18 protein-coding genes and 1 other annotated feature are annotated in these 19225 nt (G+C 38.4%); of the genes, 1 reads left to right on the plus strand and 17 read right to left on the minus strand.

The genetic code is table 11. From position 1 onward, the window contains the following. Nucleotides 1-86 precede the first annotated feature (86 nt). Nucleotides 87-296: a small acid-soluble spore protein SspI gene (sspI, locus tag AC4G3N_RS15865; protein ID WP_066108794.1), complete on the plus strand. Its 210-nt coding sequence runs from the start codon at nucleotides 87-89 to the stop codon at nucleotides 294-296. A gap of 46 nt (nucleotides 297-342) precedes the next feature. On the opposite strand, the gene AC4G3N_RS15870 is transcribed toward sspI, so the two are convergent. The 17 genes from AC4G3N_RS15870 to AC4G3N_RS15950 all read right to left on the minus strand — a co-directional run bounded on the left by AC4G3N_RS15870 (nucleotide 343) and on the right by AC4G3N_RS15950 (nucleotide 19222). Then, the gene (locus AC4G3N_RS15870) at nucleotides 343-1431 is read right to left on the minus strand and encodes a M42 family metallopeptidase (RefSeq protein ID WP_066108797.1); all 1089 of its coding nucleotides are present in this window, start codon (nucleotides 1429-1431) and stop codon (nucleotides 343-345) included. A gap of 281 nt (nucleotides 1432-1712) precedes the next feature. Further along, nucleotides 1713-2282, minus strand: coding sequence for a VTT domain-containing protein (locus tag AC4G3N_RS15875; protein WP_066108799.1), 570 nt, complete (start codon nucleotides 2280-2282; stop codon nucleotides 1713-1715). Nucleotides 2283-2354: 72 nt separating this feature from the next. Continuing rightward, nucleotides 2355-2630 carry a DUF1294 domain-containing protein gene (locus AC4G3N_RS15880; protein ID WP_066109248.1) on the minus strand — a complete coding sequence of 92 codons (276 nt, stop codon included), beginning with the start codon at nucleotides 2628-2630 and terminating at the stop codon, nucleotides 2355-2357. Nucleotides 2631-2689: 59 nt separating this feature from the next. After that, the gene (rplT, locus tag AC4G3N_RS15885; protein ID WP_066108802.1) at nucleotides 2690-3049 is read right to left on the minus strand and encodes a 50S ribosomal protein L20; all 360 of its coding nucleotides are present in this window, start codon (nucleotides 3047-3049) and stop codon (nucleotides 2690-2692) included. 32 nt (nucleotides 3050-3081) lie between these two features. Further along, a complete protein-coding gene (rpmI, locus tag AC4G3N_RS15890; protein ID WP_049669916.1) occupies nucleotides 3082-3282 on the minus strand; it encodes a 50S ribosomal protein L35 in 201 nt (66 codons plus the stop codon). Between the two features lie 22 nt (nucleotides 3283-3304). Continuing rightward, complete coding sequence (gene infC / locus AC4G3N_RS15895; RefSeq protein ID WP_077248178.1) at nucleotides 3305-3826, minus strand: translation initiation factor IF-3; 522 nt, start codon at nucleotides 3824-3826, stop codon at nucleotides 3305-3307. A 48-nt stretch (nucleotides 3827-3874) separates the two neighbouring features. Beyond that, nucleotides 3875-4007 (minus strand) — a sequence feature (ribosomal protein L20 leader region). A gap of 272 nt (nucleotides 4008-4279) precedes the next feature. Then, nucleotides 4280-5248: a sugar phosphate isomerase/epimerase family protein gene (locus AC4G3N_RS15900; RefSeq protein ID WP_140462238.1), complete on the minus strand. Its 969-nt coding sequence runs from the start codon at nucleotides 5246-5248 to the stop codon at nucleotides 4280-4282. Next, the gene (locus AC4G3N_RS15905) at nucleotides 5248-6291 is read right to left on the minus strand and encodes a Gfo/Idh/MocA family protein (protein WP_140462237.1); all 1044 of its coding nucleotides are present in this window, start codon (nucleotides 6289-6291) and stop codon (nucleotides 5248-5250) included. Before AC4G3N_RS15905 ends, AC4G3N_RS15900 begins: the two co-directional genes overlap by 1 nt. A gap of 30 nt (nucleotides 6292-6321) precedes the next feature. Continuing rightward, the gene (locus tag AC4G3N_RS15910) at nucleotides 6322-7398 is read right to left on the minus strand and encodes a Gfo/Idh/MocA family protein (protein WP_066108824.1); all 1077 of its coding nucleotides are present in this window, start codon (nucleotides 7396-7398) and stop codon (nucleotides 6322-6324) included. 6 nt (nucleotides 7399-7404) lie between these two features. Beyond that, nucleotides 7405-8184, minus strand: a complete 780-nt coding sequence (locus AC4G3N_RS15915; RefSeq protein WP_140462236.1) for a sugar phosphate isomerase/epimerase family protein — start codon at nucleotides 8182-8184, stop codon at nucleotides 7405-7407. Nucleotides 8185-8295: 111 nt separating this feature from the next. Next, complete coding sequence (locus AC4G3N_RS15920; RefSeq protein ID WP_140462235.1) at nucleotides 8296-9954, minus strand: ABC transporter substrate-binding protein; 1659 nt, start codon at nucleotides 9952-9954, stop codon at nucleotides 8296-8298. A gap of 56 nt (nucleotides 9955-10010) precedes the next feature. Continuing rightward, nucleotides 10011-10925: a carbohydrate ABC transporter permease gene (locus AC4G3N_RS15925; RefSeq protein WP_491090612.1), complete on the minus strand. Its 915-nt coding sequence runs from the start codon at nucleotides 10923-10925 to the stop codon at nucleotides 10011-10013. Nucleotides 10926-10937: 12 nt separating this feature from the next. After that, nucleotides 10938-11870 carry an ABC transporter permease gene (locus AC4G3N_RS15930; RefSeq protein WP_225983735.1) on the minus strand — a complete coding sequence of 311 codons (933 nt, stop codon included), beginning with the start codon at nucleotides 11868-11870 and terminating at the stop codon, nucleotides 10938-10940. Between the two features lie 201 nt (nucleotides 11871-12071). Further along, nucleotides 12072-13598, minus strand: a complete 1527-nt coding sequence (locus AC4G3N_RS15935) for a response regulator transcription factor (RefSeq protein WP_066108837.1) — start codon at nucleotides 13596-13598, stop codon at nucleotides 12072-12074. Further along, nucleotides 13591-15381 (minus strand): sensor histidine kinase, encoded by a 1791-nt coding sequence (locus AC4G3N_RS15940; protein WP_491090614.1) that lies wholly within the window; start codon nucleotides 15379-15381, stop codon nucleotides 13591-13593. Before AC4G3N_RS15940 ends, AC4G3N_RS15935 begins: the two co-directional genes overlap by 8 nt. A gap of 244 nt (nucleotides 15382-15625) precedes the next feature. Continuing rightward, nucleotides 15626-18421: a glycoside hydrolase family 3 C-terminal domain-containing protein gene (locus AC4G3N_RS15945; RefSeq protein WP_491090714.1), complete on the minus strand. Its 2796-nt coding sequence runs from the start codon at nucleotides 18419-18421 to the stop codon at nucleotides 15626-15628. Nucleotides 18422-18496: 75 nt separating this feature from the next. Then, the gene (locus AC4G3N_RS15950; RefSeq protein WP_491090616.1) at nucleotides 18497-19222 is read right to left on the minus strand and encodes a YesL family protein; all 726 of its coding nucleotides are present in this window, start codon (nucleotides 19220-19222) and stop codon (nucleotides 18497-18499) included. Nucleotides 19223-19225 lie beyond the last annotated feature (3 nt).

Consider the following 19225-nt stretch of genomic DNA (forward strand, 5'->3'; position numbering starts at 1 on the left):
TTCTTTCATTATATCCCAAATTTAATACATAGAAAAAGGAAAGAAAAGCAAAACTAAGTATGAGACCAAAATTGGAGGGAATATCCATGAATTTAAATCTTAGAAATGCCATTATCCATAATGTAACAGGCAATACCCAGGATGAACTTGAAGCCACTATTGTAGATGCCATTCAAAGCGGTGAAGAAAAAATGCTGCCGGGCCTTGGTGTATTATTTGAGCTTATTTGGCAAAAAGCCTCTGAAAGCGAGAAGGACGAGATGCTCCATCTATTAGAAAGTGCACTCAGCAAATAACAAAAGAACGATGACGGAGTTATTCTCCATCATCGTTTTTTCGTATTCAATCAAACGTAATCTTATCCACCGTTTCCCTGTTCAGACGTTTAACCAATTCTACAATAAGGTTAACCGTATTTTCATAATCATCACGATTTAATATCCCCGCATTAGAATGGATATAACGAGTTGGAATCGTAATCGCGATAGAAGGTACACCCGTACCGCTGACATGGAATGATCCAGCATCTGTTCCGCCGCCAGGTATATGATCAAATTGATAAGGTATATTCATTTCTTCTGCCACACCGACAATAAAGTCCCTCAAGCCTTTATGAGTCACCAGGCTTGCGTCATATAACACCAGTCCCGGACCGTCTCCCGCTTTTGTTAAACCGTCTTTTTCAGATAATCCTGGTGTATCGATTGCCACTCCAACATCTACAGCAATCGCAATATCAGGCTGTACATAATTAGCCGCTGTTTTAGCGCCGCGCAGCCCTACCTCTTCCTGAACAGTTCCTACGCCAAATACGGTATTCGGATGGTTTTCATCTTTTAGGCGTTTTAATACCTCTATTGCCACCGCACAACCAATTCGGTTGTCCCATGCTTTAGCCATTAACATTTTTTCGTTTTTAAGTACCGTAAATTCGGAGTACGGCGTTACCATATCTCCTGGACGGATTCCCCATTCAAGTACTTCATCCCGGCTTGTGGCTCCGATATCAATGAACATATTTTTGACATCTGCCGGTTTCTTTCTCGCTTCCGGAGTAAGGATATGAGGCGGTGAAGATCCGATTAAACCCGTAATTTGCTCGCCCCCCGAAGTGGTTACTGTAACACGCTGAGAAAGCATAACCTGTGACCACCAGCCCCCAATCGTTTGAAAAAAGAGGAATCCTTTGTCATCAATCCGGGTAACCATAAAACCTACTTCATCAAGGTGTCCGGCAATCATAATGCGCGGTCCTTTTTCTTCTCCTGTTTTCTCAGCAATCAAACTGCCGATTCCATCAAATGAAAGGCTATCAGCATATGGCTCAATCAGCCTTCTCATAACTTTTCTCGGTTCTCCTTCATTACCTGCAATGCCGTTAACATCTGTTAGCTCCTTCAGCATAGAAAGCGTATCATCTAGATGTTTCATAAAAAAGAGCCTCCTTAACTATGTATATCATTCTTTATAGTATATGTATTATTTCCCTTTACTATCAAATAATCGAAAGACCATTATGAATCAGCCGAAAGACTTCCGTTAATATTCACTTCTAAATATAGCCTGACCATGGAACTGGTTCATTCCATTAAACATGGTCATTCCTCCTGTATCCTAACCAGTCTTCAGTAAACTGAATAGAACTTCATTCTATTAACCATCTAAAAAAGCCTGCAAAACTTATCTATACAAATAAGTTTAACAGACTAATGTTAAGTATGACCAAAAAACTGACTCCACTTAATAATGACCTTCTTTTCTCTAAGGAAAAAGAGCAAGATAATCAGCGCTGAAATGATAATCAGCATCATCGTTGGAGAAAACTTTGCAATCGAATGTCCAAATACCGTATAAAAAAATGCCAAGGGAATATTGGACCAAAAAACGGCTTTTGCGTAATCCGTAAAGGTTTTGCTGTTGCCGATTAAATAAAAATTTAGGAGATGGAAATGTATAAACGGAATAAGCCTTAGGATACTCGCCTGCTTTACATTTATTCTTCCTCCGAACTTCAATGTACGCTCATCCAACTTTTCAAGCTTATGCTGTAATTTCGGCATTTTAATAATCATAAAGTAAAAAATAATCGATGATAGCCAGAGACCTAATAAAGATAATAACGTACCGAATACAGCACCAAACATAATCCCGCCCGCCATACAAACAACAGCTACCGGAATAAAAATATATTGCCTTACTATATGGAAAACTACAAAGACAAGAGGTGACCAAAAACCACCTGCCTCAATAAAAGCGAGCAACATGGTAAAATCATAATCCATACTCACACCCCATTTTGCCTTTCTACGTTGTTAAAACTTGGCTTATTTATTAATATATGTTCTCTTGCTTAATTATGACTGTATGGTTGATAAAAGAATAGCTGCTATGATTACATCCACGATTGCTAATAATGGAAAGCCTGCCACAAAAGCTTTATGCTTTGTTTTATGCCTGAATAGCTTCATACCTGCTGTCCCGCCAATAGCTCCTCCAGCAAGAGCCAGAATCCACAATGTTTTCTCGCTTATGCGGTATCGATTATGTTGAGCTCTGTTTTTATCCAGTTTCATAACAAGAAGTAAGGTTAAATTGATCAGTATAAAATAACCGATGATAAGCTCTTTCATATTCTCCTCTCCTCCCATAACAAAAGGCGCCCCCAATCACTTGAGAAGCGCCTCTATTATTATTTATTAAGTTCTTTTTTAGCTGTTTCAGCTAATTGAGCAAATGCTGCTGCATCGCTAACTGCAAGTTCAGCAAGCATTTTACGGTTAACTTCAATACCAGCAAGTTTTAAACCGTGCATTAAACGGCTGTAAGAAAGACCGTTGATGCGAGCTGCTGCATTGATACGAGTAATCCATAATTTACGGAAGTCGCGTTTCTTTTGACGACGATCGCGGAATGCATATTGCAAGGATTTCATTACTTGTTGATTAGCAACTTTGTATAATGTATGTTTTGAACCGAAATAACCTTTAGCTAGCTTTAATACTTTTTTACGACGTTTGCGCGTCACTGTACCGCCTTTAACACGTGGCATATCTAATTCCTCCTAAAATTGAGCGTTCTCAATTACTTGATATTGTCTAATAGATGACGAATGCGTTTGAAATCTCCGGAACTAACCATTCCACTTTTACGTAATTTACGTTTTGCTTTAGTGGATTTGTTAGCGAATAAGTGGCTTGTGTAAGCATGGCTGCGCTTAAGCTTACCAGAACCAGTTTTTTTGAATCGCTTTGCAGCGCCTCTGTGAGTTTTCATTTTTGGCATGGGAAATTTCCTCCTCGAAACATTACTTTTCGTTTTTCGGTGCTAAAATCAAGAACATGCTGCGTCCGTCCATTTTTGGCGCTGTTTCCACAGTAGCCACTTCTTTACATTCCTCTGCAAAGCGAACTAACACGCGCTGCCCGATTTCTTTATGGGTAATAGCCCGTCCTTTAAATCGAATACTTGCTTTTACCTTATCTCCTTTTTCAAGGAACTTAATAGCGTTGCGAAGCTTCGTATTAAAGTCATGCTCGTCGATAGTTGGGCTTAAACGAACCTCTTTTAAACTAATTGTTTTTTGGTTTTTTCTAGCTTCTTTTTCCTTCTTCTGTTGCTCGAAACGGAACTTACCATAGTCCATAATACGGGCGACAGGAGGCTTTGCGTTCGGTGCAACCAGCACAAGATCCAAATTCACGCGTGTAGCAATTTCTAATGCCTCATTGCGGGATTTAATTCCAAGCTGCTCACCATTTTGATCAACTAGACGTACTTCTCGGGCACGAATGCCTTCGTTTAAGATTAAGTCTTGTTTGCTAATAATAAGCCACCTCCAAGATTTTCTAGCAAATACTACTTCACATGCTTTTTAAACATATAAAAAAGGCCGGTGCATGCACACCCGCCCATAAAAAGACATACCGTCTGATTATATCAATTGAACCAGTTAACTACTCTCTGAAGAGTGTTATACAGGTGAGAAGCGGGTGCTTCTGCTTTATAATGTGTCGTATTTGATTTGCTCACTAAAAATCATTTTAACATGTTTCGCTGTATAATGTCAATAGAAGCTCATTCGTAATGACAACAAAAGTTATTTTATCAAAAATTGTACCTGGTGGCAAGAGGTTTTTGAAGAAAGATTGGAAAGTTAAAATCCAGATACTATTGATTCTGTATAGATTTCAAAATTGGATACATGTTTGGCCATTCAACAAAACAATTCCAAATCCGGTTGATTTCGCAACAGAATTCAAACCTTAAGTGTGTACATTCATTACGACCACCATATTTCACTTGGTCTTTCGCGAATAAGCACACCATTTAAATTCTTAACCGCTCGAGTAAAACCTTCTTCAATAGACATTAATGGATCTTCATGTTCAATACTGACAGCATAATCATAATTGTAAATACGGAGCGCACTCATCATATCGCTCCATTCTTGAATAGAATGCCCGCATCCAACACTTCTGAATGTCCAGGCTCTAGATTCCACATTACCATAGGGCTGCATATCTGTTAATCCATACATATTTACATTATCCTGATCGATATACGTATCCTTCGCATGGAAATGATGAATAGCACCGGCCTTACCGAGAATCTTAATCGCTGCCACCGGATCAATTCCCTGCCACCACATATGGCTCGGGTCAAAATTAGCTCCGATTGCCGTACAGGTTCTTTCCCTTAGTTTTAATAATGTATAAGGTGTATGAACAAGGAAACCCCCATGTAATTCAATACCTATTTTTACATCATGTTGCTCTGCAAACGTCCCGATCTCTTTCCAATAAGGAATCAACTTATTTTCCCATTGCCATTCTAATAGATCGGCATATTCCGCCGGCCAAGCAACAGTTGGCCAATTTGGATATTTTGCTTCTTCACTGTCTCCCGGTGTACCGGAAAATGTATTTACAACGGGTACTCCCAACAAGGATGCAAGTTGAATTGTCTTACGTAAAATGGAATCTGATTCTTCAGCGAACTTTTTATCCGGTGTTAGTGGATTGCCATGGCAGCTGAACGCACTAATCGATAATCCTCTAGAGTTGACTTCTCCAAGATACGAATTCCTCTTTTGTTCATCCTCAAGCAATTCATCCAACGGACAATGAGCGTTCCCCGGATACCCTCCGGTTCCAATTTCAACAGTGGATAATCCTGCTTCTTTAACATAATCGAGCATATCTACAAATGACATTTTCGAGAACAATACGGTAAAAACTCCCAGCTTCATTAAAAACCTTCCCCCTCTGCTAAGGAAACGGTCTTCTTCGTCCGCTCTGATTCAAGAGCACCAAGAATGATACCCAATGATTTTTTCCCTTCTTCTCCCGTAATTAGCGGTTCTTTATCCTCGATAATTGACTGAATGAAATGATTGATCACATGAGATGACGTTTGCCCACCATCTTCATTCGTCTGAATTTTATCCAACTTATGTTTAATGACACGTCCATCAGCATACTCTTCAATTAATGAATGCTCTGGATCATCCTCCAATCGCAGAATACCCTTTTCTCCATAAATAACCGTTGAATTATCCCCGCCGCCGGCTACATAAGCCCAGCTCGCCGCTAAAGTGCCAATGATTCCGCTATCCGTGCGCAGCAGGACAACCGCATTGTCATCTACTTCAGTAGAATCCTTTGCATTGGTTTCAACAAAAGCACTTACTGCTGAAAACTCTCCAAATAAATAGCGAAGTAAATCTGACTTATGTACACCTAAATCACCTAAAGCACCTATAAATGCTTGTTTCTTATTGAAGAACCAGCTTTCCTTGCCATCCACACTCCAGCCTTCTGGTCCGGGATGGCCAAAAGCGGTACGAAAACTATAAATCTTCCCTAATTTACCGCTATCCAAAATTCCCTTGGCAGTCTGATGTGATGCAACAAATCGTTGGTTATGGGCAATCATCAATTTTTTACTGGCCTCACGTGCGGCATGAATCATCTCTTCTGCTTCTTGCTTTGAAGTTGCCATTGGTTTTTCGCATAATACATGTTTACCAGATTTTAATGCAGCAATTGTAACGGGAGCGTGCAGATAATTCGGAAGGCATATACTGACAGCATCAATATCGTTTCTTGCTATAATTTCATCATAATCGGTATACACTTCACTGCCATAAAGCTCAGCCATCTTCTTTGCCCTTTCTTCAACTAGATCGCATACGGCAGTAATTTCTGAAGTCTCATTTGCAGCATACTCAGGTAAGTGGCGGAATTTAGCGATACTTCCACATCCAATAACACCCACTCTTATTTTATTCATCTACGTTCCTCCATTTTAAAATTATTGAACTTAATTAGCGTCTAGTAAAAATGGCTTCTCGCATTTACTTTCCATTACATAATGAGTCCCTAATTCCGAGGACCGATGTATTCCTTCCATAATTTCAAGTACATGCAAGGCCATTTCAGAGCTAGCACGGGGCTGATAGCCGTTCTGAAGAGCCTTTGCCATGTCGGCAAGACCAATCCCGCGCAGATTGTCATATGGATCTCCCATAGTCTTCAATTCAGTCCACTCAATCTCTCCATCTCTTTTTACAAGAACAGGATGATTAAATTGGTTCGGATCAGGCAAGCTAAGTGTTCCTTTTTCCCCATATATCTCAAGAAACGGAGTTCTAGCTCCCACTACATCAAAGCTTGTCGTAATCGTCGTAATCACTCCACTCGCCATTTCCAGTATTCCAGTCACATGTGTCGGCACCTCAACCGGGATAAACTCTCCAAACCGCTTCGGATTTGTGATCAATCGTTCCGTATAGGTTGTTCTAGCTATACCAGTAACTCTGTTCACACTGCCCAGTAAACTGATTAATGCCGTTAAATAATATGGACCCATATCAAACATAGGGCCACCGCCAGCCTTGTAATAAAAGTCGGGGTTTGGATGCCAGGATTCAGGTCCATTGGACATCATATTGCCTGTTGCCCCTACAATTCGCCCAATCAACCCTTCCTCAATCCATTTTCCAGCTAATTGAAGACTGCCACCGAGAAAGGTATCAGGAGCCGACCCTACTATAACTCCCTTTTCACGGGCAGCGTCCAGTATTCTTTTGCCTTCGTTATATGAAATTGAAAGAGGTTTTTCAGTATAAACATGCTTACCGTTATGAATAGCTTTTAGAGATACAGATGAATGAGCATGAGGAACAGTTAAATTTAAAATTAAATCGATATCTGGAGATGTAAATATTTCTTCAAGCTCCAACGGTTTTCCAACATTATACTTTCGAGCCATTTCGATCGCTTTTGTATAATCCAAATCCGCACAGGCTACTACTTGATAGTCTGTAAATCTATTACTATTCTCGATATAGATGCTGCTGATATTTCCGCAGCCGACAATCCCTACCCGTAAAGTCATGAAACCCTATCTCCCTTTATTTGTTGTATAATCAGGCAGGTTGCTTTTTAAATAATTCATACTAATTTCCATACTCCTAAACGGAGTTAATCTCGTAGCATCCTGTTCAACAATCCACCAGGCGACGTTTAACTCCTCGCCCTTTTCTAAAATTTTCTCAATCTCAACCCCACCTGTGCCCAGTTCTGCGAAAAACTGTTCATCATCTAAGGTCATGTCCTTTAAATGGATGAGAGGAGACCGATTCCGGTATTTATCCAACCAGGAAATAGGATCTTCCCCTGCCTTTTTTAGCCAATATACATCAAACTCCGCTTTAACCTTATCTGGATCTGTACCATCAAAAATAACCTCCAGCGCTTTCCGTCCATCAGATAGGGTCTCTAACTCAAAATCATGATTGTGATAGCACAATGTAAGACCGTTCCTCTTACATGTCTCCCCTATTTCATTTAATAGAGAAGGCAAAGCAAGATACTCACTTTCCTTGCGTCGGTCTTCTGCTAAATATGGACATACAATATAGTTTGAACCTAATATAATTTGCTCTTCAATTACTCGTTCAAGCTCACTTTCTAGCTCATCGATTGGGATATGGCTGGCTGCTGCTTTTAAGCCATACTCATCTAAGAGGTTCCTCACTTCCTGGGCAGTAAGCTTACCGTAGCCAGCTAACTCAACACCGTCAAAACCAAGCTCAGCTACTTTTTTCAACGTACCTGCAAAATTTTTTTCCGCCTCTTCTCGCAGACTGAACATTTGAACCGCTATAGGAATCTGATTCATATGAATACTCTCCAATCCAGTAAATAATTTATTATTCTTTCATTTATATAGCCTGTTAGTTAAAAACACTGTCCTCCTATAAAGATTCAGGAGGACAGTTATGATTTAATATCACTTATTCCATAGCTCAATACGGTCTTTTATTAGTTTGGTATATTCCTTTTCAGCTTGTTCGACATCCGCTTTTTCCAAATCCTTCATAAAGGTATCCCACACTTTATCAAAGTTATCTGGATCTGCCAGAATAGCTTCTGGAATCCGTTTTTTCACGATATCAAGACACTTTTGCATGATAAGCTCCGTATCAGAACCTGAAGGGACTGCCATATTAAAAGCTGCTCCCCATTCTTTTACAGGGAAATCTTCTTTTTGTGGATACAAATCGGCCCACATCTCTACGCCATAATTAGAAAGTACTTCTTTTTCAACATCAGTATAGCCGTCTTTGATTTGCTCTCTACTGGCAATTGAAAAGGTTTGTCCAGTTGAATCTGTTATTCCATCCCCGTAATAAGGAGCAAAGCCTTTTAATGCACCAATACCAGTTTCCTTTACATAATTGGCATTGCTATTACGCTGATCCATTTCTTCTTTCGAGATGACACGTTTACCATCTACAACCTCATAATGCTCCCCTTCAATTCCCCAGTTTTGAAGAATCTGTCCTTCTTCAGAGGCAAGATAATCGATAAATTTAATGGCACGTACCGGATCCTCATTATCTACTGTAATCCCGATGCCCCATCCGCCTAGATAGCCAGTATCCTGGAAATTATGATGTTTGAATTGTTCATTAAGTGTTACAGGATACATTCCATACATACGCTCTGTTTTTCCAGATTCACGCAGCGCACGGTCTGCATCGCCAATCTGCCAATCCGTATCGGTTACGGAAAGAACACGGCCAGAAGAAATCTTAGCTAAATATTGGTCGTATTTTTGTACAAAGCTTTCCTTATCCAATAAATCAATATCATTCATATGGTTTAACCAGCGGAAATATTCTTTTTCTTCAGCCCGGCGATAATGTAATTTTGCTTCATGTGATTTTGGATCGATATAAAATTCTCCATCATCAGGTGCACCTGTTGCATAAAATGCAGGATTTGTGGTAGATATCTGGATGCGCCAGTCATCAGCCAGTAGGGATAAACCTATCGTTGGCTTTCCATCAATCGTTGGATATTTAGCCTTATATTCCTTAATAGCCTTCTCTACATCCTCCACTGTGCGGATTTCAGGATAATCTAATTTTTGAACAACATCATGCTGGAGCATAAACCCAGTGCCTGGCTCGAAATACGTCTGATCAACAGCTGCAGTTGGAAGGATATAAATCCCTTCATCTTCATTACTCCATTTCAATCGATTTAAATAATCACCATAAATTTTCTTTAAATTAGGTGCATGTTCTTCAATTAAATCTGTCAGGTCTATAAAAGCTCCTGCATCAACCAAATTACCAGCATTCCCTTTTGGTAAAATTAAATCCGGATACTCCCCGCTTGCAATCATAAGCGAGATTTTCTGATCTCCGCCATTTACATCAAATTCAGGATCAATTGTCACATCTGTTTTATCCTTGATTGCTTTGCTCACCGGACTTTCCATCTTATCCCATTGAGAATGCGGATCAGCGCTAAATAAAGAAAAAGTAACAGGCCCAGTTGTCTCTTCCTTCGGACTCGAAGTACTATCATCCTTACAACCAGTTATCACCAACATAACGGCCATCAAAAGAATTAGTACTGATTTCGTTTTTGTTTTCATTCTCTTTTCTCCTTATCATTTATTGTCAAACAGATCATGATCTGTTTTAACTTAAATCAGCTTTTTACGGCACCTAATGTCATACCCTGTACAAAAAAGCGTTGTAGGAACGGGTATACTAGCAGAATAGGAACAATAGTGACAACTGAAATCGCCATTTTGATGGATTCCGGTGATACAGATGAAGCAGCTGCTTCACCGCTCGAAGTCCGATAAGCATTAGGATCACTGGCACTAACAGTCGTATTTTGTAAGATTTTCATTAATTCATATTGCAAGGTTGTTAAACTCTCATTTGAACTATTATATAAATACGTATCAAACCAGGAATTCCATTGACCAACTGCTACAAATAAAGCAATTGTCGCTAAAACGGGCGTACACAGCGGCAATACAATTCTCCAAAAAATAGTAAAATCATTAGCGCCATCAATTTTTGCTGATTCCTGTAAGGCATATGGCAATCCATCCATAAAGGACCGAACAATGATGATATTGAAGGCATTAACCATACCAGGCAATACATACACCCAGAATGTATCGATTAAGCCTAAATCTCTCATAAGCATATATCCAGGAATTAATCCCCCAGAGAAATACAAGGTTAAAACCAAGATCGTTGAAACAAATTTACGTCCACTAAAATCAGCACGACTTAAAGTAAAAGCCACCATTGCTGATGATAATACTCCAAGTACAGTTCCGATTATGGTACGAAGTGTTGAATTAACAAATCCTGTTACCAAATTATCGTACTGAAAAATAGTTTTATAGTTTTCCAGCGTAAACTCTCTTGGGAATATCGTAATTCCCCCTTGAATCGTGTCATTCGACTCATTAAAGGATATAGCCAATACATTCAAAAATGGATATAGGGTAACGACGAATACAAGTGTTAGAAAGATATAATTACAAATATCGAATATTCGGTCGTCCCGGCTGGGTCTCACGTTAACTCCTTTGCTACTCACTATCTCACCCCATTACATTACACTTTGGTTTGTAAATCTCTTGAAAATGCCATTTGCTAAGAATAATAAAATGATGCTGACTAAAGAATTGAATATCCCAATTGCCGTACCATACGAGAATCTTCCAAGACCAATACCGTAGTTTAAGGCATATAAATCTAAAACCTCTGCATAATCAACAACAGTAGCATTACCCAGCAAGAATTGTTTTTCGAAGCCAATGGAAATCAAATGACCAATCGATAAAATCAAAACAACCAAGATGGTCGGCCGAATACCCGGTAAGGTAATATGCCATATTTGCCTCAAACGGCTTGCTCCATCCACCTTTGCTGCTTCATATAATTGAGTGTCAATTCCAGCCATGGCCGCTAAAAAGATGATTGAGTTCCAGCCCATCTCTTTCCAAAGGTCGGATAATGTAACAATGATCCAGAATAAATTTCCCTGTGTCATAAATTGATAGGGTTCATCCAAAATACCTGTTGTAGTCAACAACTGATTGATGGCTCCCCCATCGACCGAAAGCATTTTTGTTACAATCCCTGCTACTACAACCCAAGAAACAAAGTGAGGAAGGTATGATACAGTTTGGATCGTTTGTTTAAATGCCTTCTTACGTATTTCATTAATACAAATGGCAAATATAATAGGGATAACAAATCCAAGTATCAGACCCATTAAGCTCATTGCAAGCGTATTACGTAAAGCAAGAAAAAACCTCTCGTCCTGAAAGAGTGCAATAAAGTGGTCAAATCCCACCCATTCCTGTTCCATAAATGATCTGGCTGGCTTGAAATTTTGAAAAGCCATTGTCCAACCCCATAAAGGGATATAGTTAAAAACAAACACCCACGCAACAAATGGCAATGACATAAGGTACAAATACTTTTGATTTTTTATTGACGTCCACATTCTTTGCGTTCTTGTAGGAGCTGCCTTCATAATTGTATGCGCTTTCTTTTCTGCCGTCTGCATTGATACCTCCCCCTTTTCTTACATTAATGATAACCGAATCAAAAAGGTGGTAATACCATACAGATTTAGGAGAAAATCAGGTGAAAATTTTAGATATGCAGTTCATATATATGCAAGGTAAAATAAAAAAGCCAAAGCATTCATCAACATAGCTTTGGCAAGGTACTATTACCCAGTATGATTTCGGTAGGCAGAAGGTGAGATCCCTTCATATTTTTTGAACTTTCTATGAAAATAATCAACATCGGCATACCCAATTTTTTCGGCAACCTCATAAACCTTTAAACCTTTTTGTAATAATATTTTTCCATTTTCAATACGGACCTTATCTAAATACGTATTAAAATATTCACCGGTATAATTTTTAAATAATTTTCCAAGATAGGCACTATTATAATTGAATACCCCAGCAAGACTTTCCAACCGGAGATTTTGATTATAATTCTTATGAATTAAATCAATCATTTTCTTCATTTGTGTACCGGTCAACCCATTATCAATTCTTTTTATAATAGACTCAAACTGTTGAAAAATATATTCGATTAAGTCAGACATAGTTTCGATTTTATAAATATCAGTGGCACAATCATTAACCTTCATTGAATCTAAACCAATGGAAGAATTTAATTGCAACAGCTTATTCATTGTATGGGTATAGATGTAAATAAACTGTTTCTTTATTTGCTGTTCCGAAAAATCTCGATGCATCATTTCTCTTCCAAGTTCATCTATAACAGTTCTGCAAGTATCAATATTAACAACATCTATCGCATAATAAAGGCGGTTTAAATATTCATCTAGCAGTAGTTCTTCTTTTAAAATCCCATGGGCGCTATCCAACTCTTTTCTATGGCTCTTTGTTAATATTTGTCCTTTTTCAAAATAAAATTGATGTTTAATCAAGGTAAGTGCTGTTTGATAGGATGCCTGTATACCGTATACACTCGGCATAAATTCTCCCAATGCAATACTTTTACAAAACGGATGAATCTGTTTCATTAATTTTTGCTTGATCATGTCAGTCCGAGAAATAAATGAATAATCTGATCTCAAATAAACAGCTGCATACCCATTTATCGTAAAAACAACGCCCTTTTTACAATCCTCGAAGAAGGATACTAACTCTGATTTTATTTTTTTCTGCCCATTCTCATAGCACTGAATTAATAAAATTTGACATCCGCTATCCTCCAATTCAAACTTATGAAGATTTTCTTGAACATTAGCCATTTCTTTAAAATCATTCAGACATAAGGAAGCGAGAAATTCATCCCTTTCGTGACAGTACTCAGCCTGAATCAAACTGGACCATTGTTTCCTTTCCTCAATATTTTGACGCAAGTCAATCAGGTACTGAATCAACTCCTCCTCGTCAATTGGCTTAAGCAAATAACCCGCTGTTTTTGCTTTGATTGCCCTTTTGGCATAAGCAAAATCTGAATAGCCACTCAGAACAATAAAAGAAATATCATTATCCTCTGCACGTATTAACTCAATAAGGGAAATACCATCCATCTCTGGCATACGAATATCTACAATCATTAAATCGGGTTTACACCGGCAGTATTCCTCATAGCCTTCCTTTCCATTTCTAGCCAATGCAATGATTCGAAAACCGTATTCCTCCCAATTGATCAGAGTTTTTAAGCCTTCACGAATCATAGGTTCATCGTCAACAATCAATACATTAAACATGGCTATCTCTCCCTATTGGAATTCTAAATTGTATAACGGTTCCTTTATTAAGCTCACTTTGAATAGAAAGACCATATTCTTCTCCATAAATGAGCACCATCCTTTGATGGACATTCCTCAGCCCTATATGTTTCCCCTCTTCTTGATGGTTAATGGATTGAAGAATATCCATTAACCTCTGTTCCGAAATACCAATCCCATTATCAGAAACGATGATTTCTAAATCACACTCTTTTTTCTCGATTGTCACCCACACTTTTCCACCGTTATCTAATAAATCGAATCCATGAATAACAGCATTTTCAACCAAGGGCTGAATGATTAATGGCTGAATCAGCACGGTCAAAGCTTCTTCTTCTATATCCAGCTCATATTCCAACCTGTCCTGATAGCGGAATTTCTGTATTTGCAAATAGAGATTCACCATTTCCAATTCTTTTGACAGAGGAATTTTTTGACCCTGAATCTCCAAGCTGTGGCGCATCATTCTGCCAAGCATTTTTACAACATTCGCCACATCCTTCGCTCCCTCCATATGGGCTTTCATCCGAATAGACTCTAATGTGTTAAATAAAAAATGCGGGTTTATCTGGCTGGCCATCATTTTAATTTTGATTTCATTTTGCCTAATTTCCAACAGACTTTTCTGCCTATTCGTTTCCTCCACCTTGCCAATGAGCTCTCGCAGATTTGCCACCATTCGATTAAATTGCTTGGATAATGTACCAATTTCATCTTCCCCATCCACTTCAATCATGCTTGATAAATCACCGGCTGAAACCAAATCTATTTGCTTGCTCAATTTAGAAACCCGCTTAGAATAAAGGATTGATACAATGGAAATTAATACGCCAGCTAATGTAAATCCAAGCAGGGTAACAAAAAAACCCATCATACTGATGTTATTGGCATCTTTCATCATTTGGTCTTCTGTCATAACTGATATAATCCGTAAATGATCTTGACTTTGTTCCAGTAAGGAATCCTCCATAACCACAGATTTTTTGCCATTTAATTTACCTTCATAAACTTTGAATCCATCCTCTTCACTTACCTTTTCTAATGAAGGGATGACACTGGAAAGCTTTTGTCCCATATGCTTTTTCTGATTGGAGGCTACAATATTATTCTCCTCATCAACAATCATTGCCCTCAGGGTCTCCTGATTCAATATCCATTCCAACTCTGAAGTATTCACTGTTATAACAAGCGCCCCGTATGTATTAGTCTTAAGAAAATTAATACGTCTCACAAGTGATAAATAGGGCCCATTATCCTTAGTTGAATCATTGACGTAATACCATCTCATTAAATCAGGATTTTTCGTTGTTTCCTGATACCATTCTTCTTTTTTTACCTCTTCATCAATAGGTATAAATTCCCAATTATTTAACATCGTTGGATTATCCATGAAAAATCGAATTGTCGAGATTTCATTATAGTATTCAAGGTAATATGTAAATAGCTTATAATTTTCATAGGCTTCTACAACCTGATAACGCGAATCATAAGAGGTATTTGCGACCGTATCCAGCTGCTGATCAAACTGAAGGTTGTCAGATATATAGATTGGTACTTTTAAAACCTCAGCCGTTCTCTTTTTCATTCGTTCCATATTCATTTTCGATTCACTGATGGCGTCTTCAATAGCCCCATTTCGCAATTGCTGAGTTAAATATAGACCAACTATACTAATCGGAATCGCTACCAGAATAACCAGGGATATAATCAACTTATCTCTTAATTTCATATTATTTAATTTGCGAGTAATATACGCTATCATCAACGAACCTCCAACAAATAGTAAGCGCTTACATATATAAATATATTATACATGAGATTTTTTAAAGAATTTTCCAAATAAAGTGGTATATTTTTTATGATTTTTCATGTCATAATTAGTGATTATGCAAAACCTCATGGTAATAACTCCTATTTATTTTATATTTATCCATATGCTCACTCTATACCAATTATCGATAAACGTAAAAAAACACTATATTTGACTATAGTGTTTTTTTCTCCTATTACTCTATTGTTAACCAATGAATAGCCACTTCATCTTTAAATAAGAGATAGATATCTTCTACCTTGTCCTCTTCGATGTCCATGAATGATTTTTCCACTGTAGTCCAAGCTTGATACCCACCTGTACTTGGAGCCTGAAGGGTACATAAAAGCTTTCCATTCGGCTTACATGTCCTCACTTCAATATCGGTTTGCTTTCCGCCATTGGCCAACCGTATTTTCATCATTCTGTTATTTGCTTTTATTTTAACGTCTTTATACATAATCCAACCACTAGAGCCAATACTTTGAATTGCATGCCGTCCTTCTATGCACTCAACCATTTTGACTGAGTAATAATCATCATAATGAACAGAGTTTACTTTGCCCTTCAATGTTCTTTCTGTACGGGTTTCTCCTGTTATTTCAACTGTTTTTTCCAACTGAATAGCTTTGGATGAACTGCCCAGCATGACTGTATATGTTCCATCCTCCAATAGAAAACGTTCTTCTGCCACATCCCAGTATGCCAGATCCTTTACCTCTATTGATAAGATTATTTTTTTAGTCTCTCCGCCTTTAATATGCACCCGTTCAAAGTCCCTTAACGTTTTAATAGGCCGAATTACTTTAGACTGATTACATCGCACATACAACTGGACCACTTCATCACCATCCAGATCACTTCTATTGCTGATCTCTGCCGTCACATGTAAAACTTCTTCTTTCGTTACACTTTCTTTCGATAGTTCCAAATTTTTATATTCGAACTGTGAATAAGATAATCCATGTCCAAAAGGGTACAATACTTCCCCATCAAAATACTGATAGGTACGCTTTCCTTTTATAATGTCATAATCCATAATTTCAGGCAGCTGGTTGACAGATTGATACCATGTCATTGGTAAACGTCCCGCTGGATTGTAATCCCCAAACAACACATCAGCTATTGCGCGGCCTAGTTCCGGTCCTGCATGAGATGTATATATAATGGCAGGTACATGTTCATTAACCCAGTTAACAGCATAAGGATAGCTTCCAACAATAACAACGACGGTATTTGAATTAACCTTAAGTACTTCTTGGATGAGCCTTTCCTGAGCAGGCGGCAATGTCAAATCCGGACGATCAATGCATTCCTTTCCATTTATAAAAGGATTATTACCAGCAAAAATGATAGCTGTATCTGCTTTGCTTGTCTCTTCCACAGCTTTTTGGATACCATCCTCGGTTATGTTATAGGAGAACAATGCGGCAGGCATACCTTCGGCCTGAATAATGGATCCATCATCAGACAATTGGATAGGCTGGTTATCCCAGGAAAGAATCTCCATGCTTTCTTCCTTTTGAGAAAAAGTAAATACTTCTTTTACAAACCACCCTTTTGCTTCATCAGCGGTAGCCTTTAAATGAAGATCGTCATCTACGGTAATGAATTTGCCATTTTTCTCAGAGCGAAGCGTCTCACTCCCCCATCCCCAGTCCGTATGAATCAATACATCTCCTTCATTCTCACTTGCAAGCAAGAAGCCGGTATCAGGGTTAACCCCTATCGATTTTCCGCTTTCCGTAATACTGAGCCTTATGCGATTGCTTCCATCAGCGTAGGGAATTGTTTCACCGATTTTTCCCTTGATACCTTCAAGCGGTGTGATTGAATAAGGTGGTGTACCGCTGTACCAATCGGTTAACACTTCATCTGCCAAAGGACCGATTACGGCAACCTTTTTATTTTTCAATGGAAGGATTCCATTATTTTTAAGCAATACAATAGATTCCCGGGCAGCCTTCAAAGATAGCTCATAATGCTCCTTACTGGCTAATTTTTCTGCAGAAACATATGAATAAGGATTCTCCCCATCAGAATCAAACTCACCAAGACGAAATCTCACCCTAAAGGTGTTGCAAAGAGCCTTATCCAAATCTTCTTCCAATAGATATTCCTGTTCCAAAGCATCACGGATGGCTCGTACCGTTATGTCCTTATCATCTGTGATATTGTCAATTCCATTTTTAATGGAGTATGCAACCGCCTTTGAATAGGATTCAACATAGTGATGCTCATTAACTGAACCAAGTACATCTCCAGCATCACTTACAACAAAGCCATCCATTCCCCATTCCTTTTTTATAATCTCGTTAACATCAGGATTCATATTACATAAAGTTCCATTAACAGCATTATAGGCAGTCATGATCGATTGTGCTTTTCCTTCTTTAATTTGCCTTTCAAAAGCTTTCAGATAATATTCATTTAAATTACGGGGATCGAGACTGACTGAGCACTCTCCACGGTTAACCTCGTTATTATTTCCCAGAAAATGCTTTAATGTAGCGGCTGTCTTCAAATAAAATGGATGTTCCCCCTGCATACCCTTGATTAATTCTGTTGTCAGTTTACCAGTTAAGCAAGGATCTTCCCCATAGGCCTCTTCGGTTCTACCCCATCTTGGATCCCTTTCCATATCAACCGTTGGAGACCAAATTGTTAATCCATTATGTTCTGGATCCTTTTGATAAAAAATTCTCGCCTCATCTCCAATGACAGAGCCAATTTCCTTCATTAGATTTACATTCCATGTACAGGCCAAGCCGATATTTTGCGGGAACACGGTAGCTTCCCCCAGCCAAGCAATACCATGAGCTCCTTCTGTTCCATGCTTATATTTTTTTATTCCCAATCTCGGAACAGCATCTTGGTACTGACACATTTGATTAATTTTTTCTTCCAATGTCAGCTGAGACACCAGATCTTTCACCCTGTCCTCTAGTAAAGCTTTTATATTCTGAAAGAGATATGTATATTCCGTCTTCATCTTCAACTCCAACTCCCATCAACAGATTCTTTTTCTTATCAAAAACAAATAATCGATTAAAAGCCCAGCCTTTATTTAGGTTGTTTTTTCTTCTATTGTGTCTAAGCCACTATCTCTAGTTTGATTTTGATAGTGTATGGTTTTCTCAATAATCCGATAGAAAAAGCTAAAGGATAAAAACGCCAATATCGTTCCGGTAAAGAATGGCCATAAAAACGTAAAACCAATGCTAATATAAATTAATATCGCAGTGACCATGACTACCCCAAGGGTTGAAATCGGTCGTCCAACGGACATGATGAAAGAATTTTTGATAGATTGTAAGAGCCGATCGTGAATATGAACGGTATAGCAGCAAAAATATAAAGTCCATGTTAGGAGAATCATCGTAAAAAAAGCATAGAGAACAAGAAATATAACGGACTGTTGACTGACAAAACTAATATAATTCATAAACCAGCCAGCCCACATAAGGGTAAACACGATTCCCCCTATGAAACTCCTGAAATAGTTTTCCTTATAATAACGAAGAAAGGAAGTGGCAATCGGAATATCGCTTTCTCCCATCACCCATTTCCGTACAACTCCAAACAAAGCGACAGTGGAAGGGAAAGAGAAAATTGGCACTAACCCCATGATTAAAAGAAGAATATACGTGATATTTAAATATTCAGCATTCAATAAGCTTAAACAAAAATATAAAACAGGAAGATTTAAGAAAATCCATATGATATTTGACCAAGCCAGTCTGACAACCCATAAGCATACTCGATATGTCCCACCCAAAACTCCTGAATTCATTAC

The sequence above is a fragment of the Bacillus sp. z50 genome (genome assembly GCF_058313585.1).